Annotated in this window: 10 protein-coding genes and 3 tRNA genes; 5 read left to right on the top strand and 8 right to left on the bottom strand. The window is 63.1% G+C overall.

Annotated features, from left to right (window positions below):
• Positions 1-256, top strand: a 256-nt coding sequence (locus ACM6UT_RS05135; protein WP_416796273.1) for a hypothetical protein, incomplete at its 5' end; no start/stop codon positions are given.
• Positions 257-266: 10 nt separating this feature from the next.
• Here ACM6UT_RS05135 and ACM6UT_RS05130 read toward each other — a convergent pair.
• Together ACM6UT_RS05130 and ACM6UT_RS05125 are read right to left on the bottom strand one after the other, a co-directional pair.
• A tRNA-Gly gene (locus tag ACM6UT_RS05130) sits at positions 267-340 on the bottom strand.
• Between the two features lie 22 nt (positions 341-362).
• Positions 363-447 (bottom strand) — tRNA-Tyr (locus tag ACM6UT_RS05125).
• A gap of 205 nt (positions 448-652) precedes the next feature.
• On the opposite strand from ACM6UT_RS05125, the gene ACM6UT_RS05120 reads away from it, so the two are divergent.
• A complete protein-coding gene (locus tag ACM6UT_RS05120) occupies positions 653-1,537 on the top strand; it encodes a TrmH family RNA methyltransferase (RefSeq protein ID WP_416796272.1) in 885 nt (294 codons plus the stop codon).
• On the opposite strand, the gene ACM6UT_RS05115 is transcribed toward ACM6UT_RS05120, so the two are convergent.
• The gene (locus ACM6UT_RS05115) at positions 1,534-1,845 is read right to left on the bottom strand and encodes an MliC family protein (RefSeq protein WP_416796271.1); all 312 of its coding nucleotides are present in this window, start codon (positions 1,843-1,845) and stop codon (positions 1,534-1,536) included. The genes ACM6UT_RS05120 and ACM6UT_RS05115 overlap by 4 nt on opposite strands.
• A gap of 113 nt (positions 1,846-1,958) precedes the next feature.
• Positions 1,959-2,034 (bottom strand) — tRNA-Thr (locus tag ACM6UT_RS05110).
• Between the two features lie 173 nt (positions 2,035-2,207).
• Between ACM6UT_RS05110 and ACM6UT_RS05105 the strand changes: the two genes are divergently transcribed.
• The gene (locus ACM6UT_RS05105; protein ID WP_416796270.1) at positions 2,208-2,981 is read left to right on the top strand and encodes an NAD kinase; all 774 of its coding nucleotides are present in this window, start codon (positions 2,208-2,210) and stop codon (positions 2,979-2,981) included.
• A gap of 12 nt (positions 2,982-2,993) precedes the next feature.
• Positions 2,994-3,509 carry a hypothetical protein gene (locus ACM6UT_RS05100; RefSeq protein ID WP_416796269.1) on the top strand — a complete coding sequence of 172 codons (516 nt, stop codon included), beginning with the start codon at positions 2,994-2,996 and terminating at the stop codon, positions 3,507-3,509.
• Between the two features lie 31 nt (positions 3,510-3,540).
• Here ACM6UT_RS05100 and ACM6UT_RS05095 read toward each other — a convergent pair whose 3' ends face one another.
• Positions 3,541-4,194, bottom strand: a complete 654-nt coding sequence (locus tag ACM6UT_RS05095; RefSeq protein WP_416796268.1) for a TetR/AcrR family transcriptional regulator — start codon at positions 4,192-4,194, stop codon at positions 3,541-3,543.
• A 162-nt stretch (positions 4,195-4,356) separates the two neighbouring features.
• On the opposite strand from ACM6UT_RS05095, the gene ACM6UT_RS05090 reads away from it, so the two are divergent.
• Entirely contained in the window at positions 4,357-5,568 is a 1,212-nt protein-coding gene (locus ACM6UT_RS05090; protein WP_416796267.1) for a multidrug effflux MFS transporter, read from the top strand.
• A 60-nt stretch (positions 5,569-5,628) separates the two neighbouring features.
• On the opposite strand, the gene prfB is transcribed toward ACM6UT_RS05090, so the two are convergent.
• From prfB to ACM6UT_RS05075, 3 genes are all read right to left on the bottom strand, one after another.
• Positions 5,629-6,760, bottom strand: a protein-coding gene (gene prfB, locus ACM6UT_RS05085; RefSeq protein WP_416796266.1) for a peptide chain release factor 2 whose coding sequence is annotated in 2 segments (ribosomal slippage) — positions 5,629-6,690 and positions 6,692-6,760 — 1,131 coding nt in all. Because the reading frame shifts where the segments join, the coding sequence is not laid out codon by codon here.
• Between the two features lie 121 nt (positions 6,761-6,881).
• Entirely contained in the window at positions 6,882-9,341 is a 2,460-nt protein-coding gene (locus ACM6UT_RS05080; RefSeq protein WP_416796265.1) for a penicillin-binding protein 1A, read from the bottom strand.
• A gap of 251 nt (positions 9,342-9,592) precedes the next feature.
• Complete coding sequence (locus tag ACM6UT_RS05075) at positions 9,593-10,810, bottom strand: N-acetylmuramoyl-L-alanine amidase (protein ID WP_416796291.1); 1,218 nt, start codon at positions 10,808-10,810, stop codon at positions 9,593-9,595.
• Between the last annotated feature and the right edge of the window lie 123 nt (positions 10,811-10,933).

The following is a 10,933-nucleotide window of genomic DNA, read 5'->3' as shown; positions in this document are numbered from 1 at the left end:
TGTTAACGTGCGGCTTCGTGCGCTCAAACTTACTCTTTGCCATTTGAATGCTTCCTATGATCGTAAATGGTTGACCCGGCAAACGGGTTTAGTGCCGCCGTTTAAGGCTTTCGCAGCAATTGCGCAAGACCTATTTGCTCTGCGCGGCAAAGGCCGCGACATGGGCGATCCGGATACCGTCTCCCTCGCGCACGACAGACCGAAACAGCCGGCCAGCACCGGCGACAGACCGGCAAACACGCGAGTTATGGGGTGACGAGTGCGATTGGAGCGGGTAGCGGGAATCGAACCCGCGTATTCAGCTTGGAAGGCTGCTGCTCTACCATTGAGCTATACCCGCGGTGTTCGATCCGATGTCGGAATGGTGGAGGGAGTTGGATTTGAACCAACGTAGGCTGAGCCAACGGATTTACAGTCCGTCCCCTTTAACCACTCGGGCATCCCTCCAGTCTCCGACCGGATCAAGCGACCAAGCTTTCTCCAGATCCTCGGGAGCGACGCCCCGTGATCTGCGGCGGGTATATGACCGCCCTATCGGTCGATGTCAACACGATGTCCGGGGAATTTTTCCGAAATTTTTCCGCACCTCGCAAAAACGCCTTCGCCGCCGGGCACCTCTATCCGCCGCAAGACTTCGCCGCTATAAAGCCGCATGGCCAAAGACACTTCCAAAGACAGATCCGCCCGCGACAGCCACTACGCCACCCTGCGCCGCCAGGTGCGCGACGCCAAGCGCGAGAGGGGCGAAATCCCCACCCCGGCACCGCAGAAGCGGAGGAAGTCGGCCGAGGGCTGGACACCGCCGCAGCTTGCTCCCGAGCAGGTCTATCTCTATGGCCTGCACACGGTACGCGCTGCGATCGACAATCCGGAACGTCGGATCATCAAGCTTTCGGTAACCCAGAACGCCCTTGCCCGGCTCGAAATCGGCCAGCCGGAAACGCTCTCCTTTCCTGTGGAAATCGTTTCGCCGCAGGAAATCGACAAGGTGCTCGGTCCGGATGCCATCCATCAGGGCGTCATGATCGAGACGCGCGCCCTGCCCGTCCGGCGTCTGGAAGCCCTGAAGGAAAGTCCGCTCCTGCTCGTGCTCGACCAGGTGACGGACCCGCACAATGTCGGCGCTATCATGCGCTCGGCCGTCGCGTTCAATGCCGGTGCGGTGATCACCACCCAGCGTCACAGCCCGACCGAATCGGGCGTGCTTGCCAAATCGGCTTCGGGCGCCCTCGAACTCATCCCCTACATCCAGATCACCAATCTCGCGGATGCGCTCGGCGAGTTGCACCGGCTCGGCTTCTATTCGATCGGCCTCGATTCGGAGGGACCGGCCCCACTCGAAGGCACGTTCCGCGGCGAGAAGATCGCGCTCGTGCTCGGTTCGGAAGGCAAGGGTCTGCGCCAGAAGACGCGTGAAACCGTCAATGCGCTCGCCCGGCTCGACATGCCGGGAGCGATCAAGTCGCTCAACGTCTCGAACGCCGCCGCGATCGCGCTCTACGCCTCGCGGCAGTTCCTCGCGAAAGCTGCGTCCTAGTCGGTGTCTTCGGCCCGGCAGACGAGTGGTGCGGTCCCCGGCACCGTCAGGGTCGCATCCTCGCCCCTGCCCCGCAGTTCGACGCCATCCGCCTCGTAGCGAAAACCGTCGCCCGAGATCGCCGCGGGAAGATCGTAGGTCTTGCCGTCCGGGAAACTCACATAGGCGGTGTCGTTCTCGAAGCGCACGGTGAACGTGCTGCCACCGTCACATTTGTAGATGGCGGTCGGCACATCCTCGGCCATGGCCGGCATCACCGGCACGGCAAACGCGACCAATCCTGCAAACACGCGCAAACGTCGGGTCATGGCAGCCTCCTGCAACTCTGACGATCATAGCGCAAGCAGACAGGCGGGACTACGACAAATGTAAAAAAGGTGGAGAACGGAAGCGGTCTGTCCAGAACAGACCCAAGGAAAAATGGTGCCCCCGGCAGGATTCGAACCCGCGACCCCCTGATTACAAATCAGGTGCTCTACCAACTGAGCTACAAGGGCATCATGCGCCCGTCGGATAAGCAGATTTTGGCCGGCTGTAAAGCAATTTCTGCAGCTTGGCAGACACTTGCCCGGCCTCGCCCGACTGTCGCGGCCGGCAAGCGGGTCAGCGAAACACCTTGTCGCTCTCGGCCTTTTTCATGTACCACAGAGCCCGTCACCGAGGGCCCCCGATGTCTCGTTCCTTCCAGTCGCTTTCCTTCATAGCTTCCAGCGCGCCGGAAGCGCAGGCCGCCAGGCAGGAGCTGATTCGCGTCTACGGCAGCGTCGAACCGAAGGAGGCCGACGTGATCGTTGCGCTCGGCGGCGACGGCTTCATGCTCCAGACGCTGCACGACACGATGAACACGGGCAAGCTCGTCTACGGGATGAATCGCGGTTCGGTCGGCTTCCTGATGAACGATTTCCACATGGAGAAGCTGCGCGAGCGGATTGAAGCCGCCGTCGAGAACGACTGCCATCCCCTGAAGATGACGACCGAGAGCGCCGACGGAACCGCCTCGGTGGCGCTGGCGATCAACGAGGTCTCGCTGTTTCGCCAGTCCTACCAGGCAGCGAAGCTCCGCGTCATCATCGACGGCAAGGTGCGACTCGACGAACTCATCTGTGACGGTCTCATGGTCGCGACGCCTGCGGGATCGACCGCCTACAATCTCTCGGCCCACGGGCCGATCCTGCCGCTCGAAGCGCCGCTGCTCGCACTGACCCCGGTCAGCGCCTTTCGTCCGCGACGCTGGCGCGGCGCGCTGCTTCCGAATAAGGTGAGCGTCGACATTCACGTGCTCGAAGCCGACAAGCGACCGGTGAACGCGGTCGCCGACCACACCGAGGTGAAATCGGTGATCAGGGTGCAGATTGCGCAATCCGAGGACACGACGGCGCGGATTCTGTCCGATCCCGACCGTTCCTGGTCGGACCGAATTCTGGCCGAACAGTTTTCCAACTAGGGAGGTTTCCGGATGGCTTTACACGTCTTCTCCCGACTGGCCTTCGCCGCACTGGCAATGGCTGCTGCCCCTGTCTTCGCCGGAGATATCGATGAGTTGCCCGTAACGGCGACCTTCGTCGTCAGCACCGGTTTCTGGGAAGAAGTCGGCGGCGAGCCGAGTGGCAAGGCCGAAGCAAAGAGTGCGACCGGCACGGACAGCACCGCAGCCGACACCGCAACGCGCCGCGGCTATTACAAGCTCGTCGCCATCCGCCAGCCGGATCGCACGGCCAAGGTCTATCTGCAGCAGATCGCGCTCGACGAGACCGGCCCGCAGGTGGTCGAGAGCGTCGAACTCGAAGAGTTCACGGCGATCAAACCCTACGTCACCGACATCCGGCCGGAAGACTCGACCGGCATCAGCCGGCAACCCGGGCTCTTCGCCACCGTCTACCTGAAGACCGATCCGGCAGCGACGGAACCGGAAAGCTGGACGGTGCTGATCGACGAGTTCGGAGAGATCAAGATCGAGAAGGCCACGAACTGACCGGCGGAAAAGCGCGGCAGAAGCTTCGCTCTCAGCGCTTTCCGAATGCCTTGAGGAAGGTTCGGACAGCATTGCGTGCGAGCCCGTCCAGCTCGCTTTCGGGGATCGGGAGACCGAGCTGCAGGTCGGCGCGCACGTCGGTCATGACGAGCGCCATAAACTGGCGCGCTGCCAGCGAGGGATCGTCGAGCGTCAGATAGCCGCCGTGGGCCAGTTGCGCGAAACGGGCGGCGAGTGCGGGATATTTGCGTCCCGGGCCGTATTCCCGCCAGCTGGTGAAAAGCTCCGGGTGCCGCGCGCCCTCGAGCGACAGGATACGGAAAAGCCAGCGCCCGCAGTCCTCGCAGATCGCCACCTTCAGCAACCGCTTGGCGAAGGCGGCGAGATCCGCCTCGATGTCCGACGGCGCATCAGGAAAACTATCGAGCACCGAAAAGAAGCGGGCGCTGGAGCGCTGCGTGACGTCCTCCACGACCGCCTTGAAGACCTTATCCTTGTCGCCGATCTGGTTATAGACGGTCTGGCGGGAGACCTTGGCGCGGGCTGCAATCGCGTCGATGCTCGCACTCGAATAGCCGCTGTCGGCGAAGATCGCCGCCGCCGCGTCGATGATTGCGGCGCGCTTGCCCGGTGCGCCAGCGCGGTGACCGTCCGCTGATTTTTGATGGTCCGTGATCTGATCCATGCCTCACCATAAAGGGGCTTGACGAATTGGACAATTGTGTCCAATAATTTATACATCATAGTCACCGCTCGGCATAGGCCGACGCGCCTCATTCATTCATTCATTCCGCATCCGATTCAACCTCCTCGCGGCCCGTGCCGCGGAGCAACGAAGGCTTTTTCCATGCAGCCAAACATCAAAGCATCCCTTCCGATCGTCCTCGGCCTGCTCACTGCCATCGGTCTTTTCGCGATCGACATGTATCTTCCCGCCCTTCCCGAGATCGGTGAAGGGCTCCATGCCGGCAGCAGCGCCGTGCAGGCGAGCCTCGTTTCCTTCTTCGTCGCCATGGCGCTCTCCCAGCTCGTCTACGGACCGGTCTCCGACATGATCGGCCGCAAGAAGCCGCTTTATTTCGGCCTTTCGCTCTTCTCCATCGGGGCGGTCGGCTGCGCGCTTTCCCCCTCGATCGAATGGCTGGTCGGCTTCCGCGCCCTTCAGGGCATCGGCGCCTGCGCCGGAGCCGTCATCTGCCGCGCGATCGTCCGTGACCTCTTCACCGGCGTGGCAGCCGCCCAGTTGATGTCGCGATTGTTGCTGGTCTTCAGCGTGTCGCCGATTCTGGCGCCGCTCGCCGGCAGTGGCGTGACGCTCGCGGCAAGCTGGCGCGCGATCTTCTGGGTGATGGTCCTCGCCGCCGCGCTTGGGGCCGTGCTTGTCACGCTGCTGCTTCCCGAAACCCGCTCCGAAGAAGCCCGCAGTCAGAGCAGTCTCGGCAGCGCCCTCGCCTCCTATGCGACGCTGCTGCGTGATCCTTACTACCTCGGGCTCGTCCTCATCGCGTCCTTCGGCATGGCGAGCTACATGATCTACGTCGCCAACTCTTCCTTCGTGCTCATCGAGCATTACGGGCTTTCGCCCAGCCTCTACAGCGTCGTCTTCTCGATGAACGCCGTCTCCTTCATCGGCGCATCGCAGATGAACGGCCGGCTGTCGCGCCGGTTCGGCCTGAGACGACTGATCCGCTTCGCAGTCGCCGGCTTCGCGCTCGCCTCGACAATGCTTTTCCTGGCCTTCGCCTCCGGCTTCGGCAGCCTGCCGGTCCTCTCCGCGCTGCTCTTCGTCGGCTACGGCTTCCTCGGCATGGTCATTCCGACCTCGGCGGTGCTGGCGCTCGAAAGCCACGGACGGATCGCCGGGACAGCCTCGGCGCTCATGGGGACGCTGCAATTCGTCACGGCGTCGAGCGTAATCGGGGTCGCAAGCCTGTTCTTCGACGGCACGGCCATGCCGATGGTGACGACCATCGCCGCCTGTTCGCTGATGGTGCTCTTCCTTGCCGCATTGACATTGCGGCCGGCGTCGGCAGCCGAGACGGCAGAAGAACGCCTCTGAAACGCAAAGGCGGCGGGATTTTCGTCCCGCCGCCTCGCCATTTCTGCAATCTTCCCGAGGTCAGTCGATATCGGCGACCTCGACGTCGGCGCCACCCGAGATGCGATGGGCGAGTGCCGCCTCCATGAACTCGTTGAGGCCACCGTTCAGCACGCTGTCCGGATCGGTGCTCTCGACGCCGGTTCTGAGGTCCTTCACCAACTGGTACGGCTGCAGCACGTAAGAGCGGATCTGGTGCCCCCAGCCGATATCGGTCTTCGACGCGGCTTCGGCATTGGCCGCTTCTTCGCGCTTCTTGAGTTCCGCTTCGTAAAGACGGGCACGCAACATGTCCCAGGCCTTCGCGCGGTTCTTGTGCTGCGAGCGTTCCTGCTGGCAGGCAACGACGATGCCGCTTGGAATGTGCGTAATGCGCACCGCCGAGTCGGTGGTGTTGACGTGCTGTCCGCCGGCACCCGAAGAGCGGTAGGTATCGATGCGGCAATCGCTCTCGTTGATGTCGATCTGAATCGAGTCGTCGACCACGGGATAGACCCAGACGGACGAGAAGGACGTGTGGCGTCGAGCGTTCGAATCATAAGGCGAGATGCGCACCAGCCGATGCACACCGGATTCCGTCTTCAGCCAGCCGTAGGCGTTGTGACCCTTGACGTGGATCGTCGCCGACTTGATGCCCGCCTCTTCACCTTCATGCACTTCCAGAACCTCAACCTTGAAGCCCTGCTTCTCGGCCCAGCGGATGTACATGCGCAGCAACATGTTGGCCCAGTCCTGGCTCTCCGTGCCGCCAGCGCCGGAATGGACTTCGAGATAGGTGTCGTTGCCGTCGGCTTCGCCCGACAGCATGGCTTCGACCTGGAGCCGGCCGGCCTCGGTCTTCAGCGCCTTCAGCGCGTTCTCGGCCTCGGTGACGATCTCCTGATCGCCCTCTTCCTCACCCATTTCGATGAGTTCGACGTTGTCGGTAAGCTGCCGCTCGAGCGCCTTCACACCGTTGATGCCATCATCCAGCTGCTGGCGCTCGCGCATCAGCTTCTGTGCTTCGGCGGCGTCATTCCAGAGGTTCGGATCCTCTGCCCTGTTGTTCAACCAGTCCAGTCGTCTTATCGCCTGGTCCCAGTCAAAGATGCCTCCTCAGCAGGCTTATGGCCTGCTTGATTTCGTCGACGACGTTCTCGATTTCGGTACGCATGTAGTTGCTATTTCACCTCGCTGAAAAGGAGCCCCGTGCATAGTTGCGGCCACCGCTTCTGTAAAGGGGTGGCCGCATGCGGATCAGGGTGTCAGAGCAGTTCCGGCCGGTTCCGGGCGTTCTAGAAGAGACCGCCCGAGCCGGAGGTCACGGCCTCGTTGGCCTGCGGTGACGTGCGCAGGATCTCCTCCGGCGCCATGTAGCTGTCCATGCCGATAACCGAGAAGCTGTCGGCCGGGCCGGTGCCGGGCTTGAAGGCCTCGATGATGGTATCCGGCTCGCCCTGAACCGCCGCCATGCCCGTCTTGCGGTTGATGGCGATCAGGTTCATGCCCTCCGGAATGTGGAACTTGCCCGGTGGTGTGCCGGCGACGGCACCCTGCATGAAATCGTTGAAGACCGGTGCGGACAGCGAGCCGCCCGTCGCACCACGCCCGAGCGGGGCCGGGTTGTCGTAACCGAGATAGAGGCCGGCGACGAGGTTCGGCGTGTAACCCACGAACCAGGCGTCCTTCTCGTCGTTGGTGGTGCCGGTCTTGCCGGCGACGGGCCGGTCGAGCTTGACCTTGCCGGCTGCAGTTCCGCGCGTGATGACCCCTTCCATGATCGAGGTGATCTGGTAGGCGGTCATCGGGTCGAGCACCTGTTCGCGGTTGTCGACGACCGTCGGCTCTTCCTGATTGTTCCAGCCGTCAGCATTGCAGCCTTCGCAGACCCGCTCCTCGTGACGGAAGATCGTCTTGCCGTAGCGGTCCTGGATGCGATCGATGAGCGTCGGCTTGATCTGCTTGCCGCCGTTGGCGAGCACGGCATAGGCCGAAACCATCCGCAGCACCGTCGTTTCTCCCGAGCCGAGGGACATCGCCAGAACCGGATTCATCTTGTCGTAGATACCGAAGCGTTCGGCGTATTCTGCAACGAGGTTCATGCCCATGTCGTTGGCAAGGCGCACCGTCATCTGGTTACGCGACTTTTCGATGCCGAGCCGGAGCGTCGAAGGACCGGCCGAGCCGCCGCCGTAGTTCTGCGGGCGCCAGACCTGGCCGCCCTGCACGATCTCGATGGGCGCGTCCATGATGACGGAAGCGGGAGTATAACCGTTGTCGAGCGCCGCGGCGTAGACGAAGGGCTTGAACGACGAACCGGGCTGGCGCATCGCCTGGGTGGCGCGGTTGAATTCAGACTGCGCATAGGAGAAACCGCCGACCATGGCGAGAACGCGACCCGTGTGCGGGTCCATCGCGACGAGGCCACCCTGCACCTTCGGCGGCTGGCGCAGACGGTAGCGATCCTTCTGCCCCTCCCCTTCGAGCGCTTCGACGAAGACGACGTCGCCGGCTTTCAGTACGCCTTCCGGAGACTTCGCGGTCTTGCGGTCGCCGGTCGCTGAGCGATAGGCCCAGTCCATGTCCTCGGCCATGATCTTGCCGGTGCGGCGCTCGGCCGCCACCTTGCCGCCGGCTTCGGTCGCCGGCTGCAGGCCGATGTCGACACGGTCGCTGGAAACGGCGAGCACGACGGCCAGCTTCCATTCCGGAACGTCGCTCAAGCCCGCCACCTTCGCGAGCGGCGCGCCCCAGTCGCCCGAGACGTCGACCTGGCTGACGGGGCCGCGATAGCCGCGACGCTCATCATAGGTGAGCAGCCCCTTCTGAAGAGCCTTGCGGGCAACGATCTGCATCTTGGGATCGAGGGATGTGCGGACGGAGAGCCCACCTTCGTAGAGTGCCTTGTCGCCGTAGCGCTCGATGATCTGGCGACGGACCTCCTCGGCAAAGTAATCCGACGCGAAGAGATGGGCACCGGTGCGGCGAAGGGTGACGCCGAGCGGCTGTTTCTTCGCGTCCGCACCGTCCTCCTGCGAAACGAACCCGTTCTCGACCATGCGGTCGATGACCCAGTTGCGGCGCTCGAGGGCGGCATCGGGGTGGCGGAACGGATGATAGTTGGACGGGCCCTTCGGCAGCGAAGCGAGATAAGCGGCCTCGGCGATGGTGAGTTCGGTCACCGACTTGTCGAAATAGGTGAGCGCGGCACCGGCAATACCGTAGGCGTTCATGCCGAAGAAGATCTCGTTCAGGTAGAGTTCGAGGATCTTGTCCTTCGAATAAGCCTGCTCGATGCGGAAGGAGAGGATCGCTTCCTTCACCTTGCGATCGATCGTCTGGTCCGAGGACAGCAGGAAGTTTTTGGCGACCTGCTGGGTAATGGTCGAGGCACCGACCGGACGGCGACCGGAGCCGAAATTCTGCAGATTGACGAGAATTGCGCGACCGAGACCATAAATGTCGACGCCGGGGTGATTGTAGAAGTTCTTGTCTTCAGCCGAAAGGAAGGCGGCCTTGACACGGTCCGGGATCGCCTGGATCGGCAGGAACAGGCGGCGCTCGCGCGCATATTCGGCCATCAGCGAGCCGTCATCGGCATGGATGCGGGTCGCGACCGGAGGTTCGTAACTCGACAGGACGGCAAAATCCGGCAGATCCCTCGTGACGTTGGCCAGATAGATCGCGACGACCACCGCAACGGCGAGCGCAAGCACGGAGGCAAGTCCGAAGAAGTATCCAATCAGTCTGATCATAATCGAGCTACCGGCGTTCGCTTTCGGTTCGGCGCGCAATGGCAAACATCGCACATGTCGTCGCGTTTTGCACGTCAAGCGCCTATTGGCAAGACTTCGGGGATAGCCAGACGACGCTGTGGCTACGCTCCTTGATGCCTCCCCGGAGTAAAGGCGCGATTGTGAGGAAAATAGGGCCAGTCAACGCCCGTCCCGCATTCATTCCGCACGGCGGGCGGCAAAAGCCACCTCCGCCTCGATGGCGTCGCGTATCAGCCACCGTTCGCAAGTGCCGGCTCGCGGTATCGGGTGATCGCCGCGGTCAGCAGTTCGGCGATCTTCTCCCGCCAGCTTTCGTCGAGCAGCACCTTCTCGTCCTCCTTGTTCGACAGGAAGCCGAGCTCGAGCAGGATCGACGGGACGTCGTGGGCCTGAAGGACACGGAAACCCGCAAAACGGTGCGGATTGTTGATCAGGGCGACCTGCCCTTCGAAGGACGACACGACCTGCTCCGCCATCGCCACGGAAAACGCCTGGGTTTCGCGCCGGGTGAAATCGAGAAGGATGTCGGTGACCTCCGCCGGCTCGGTGGCGAGATCGGCGCCGCCGATCACGTCGGCGAGATTTTCGCGTTCGGCAAGCTCGGCGGCCATCTTGTCGGAGGCCTTGTCGGAGATCGTGTAGACGGTCGCGCCGCGGATGTTGTCCTGTCGCAGCTTGTCGGCATGAAGCGAAAGGAAGAGGTTCGCATGGTGCTGGCGCGCGATCGTCACCCGCTCGGACAGGGACAGGAACTCGTCGCCCTCACGCGTCAGAAAGGCGAATATCCCCGGCTCCCTGGCAAGACGCCGCTGCAAAGCCTTGGCGAAGGCGAGCGTAATGTCCTTTTCCGGCGTCTTGGTTTCGGCGGCGATCGCGCCGTTGTCGATGCCGCCGTGGCCGGCGTCGATGGCAATCACGAAGGTGCCGCCCGGCACCGGGCTGGACGTTCCGAGCCGGTCTCCCCGTGCCGCCGCCTCGGAGGCCGGCACGCCGACAGCCGCCTTTCCGCCACTCCAGGCCTGGCGCTTGACGAGATCGTCGAAGACTTCCCTCTTCACCATCTCGGCATCCAGCACGAGACGAAAGCCCTTGCCGGCTTCGTCGGCCTGGACTTCGGCAAGCGCGAGTTGCGCAGGTCGTTCGGCCGTCAGCACGATTCGCGCGGACTGGGCGCCAACCGCGCCGTAACGGACGTCCTTGAAGAGGCCGCGCGCCTTCAGATCCTCCGCCGGAAAGGCGAAGGCCATGGCGGGCAGGTCGACGACGATGCGATCGGGTTTCTCCATGTAGCGAACTTCGAAAACCGGCTTGCGGTCGAGGTCGACGACGATACGGGTCCGGGCCCGGTCGCCGGCGATCCTTGCGGCATAGGCAAGCACCGGCGGTTCGCGGTCTTCGTCGGCGGCCGATGCGCTTTCCGGCACCATCAGCGACAGCAGCGCCGCCATCAGGACGCCGAGCAGCCACGTGTTGCGGCGCGACCCTGGCCGACCGATTCCAGACTGACGCAACACCCACCCCTTTCGATGAAATGACAGAGCCCGCCGCCCATCCTCCACAAGAGAATCACC

It is taken from the genome of Ciceribacter azotifigens, assembly GCF_048159625.1.
GTDB classification, from domain to species: Bacteria; Pseudomonadota; Alphaproteobacteria; order Rhizobiales; family Rhizobiaceae; genus Allorhizobium; species Allorhizobium azotifigens.
This window is presented reverse-complemented; position numbering and strand designations above follow the sequence as displayed.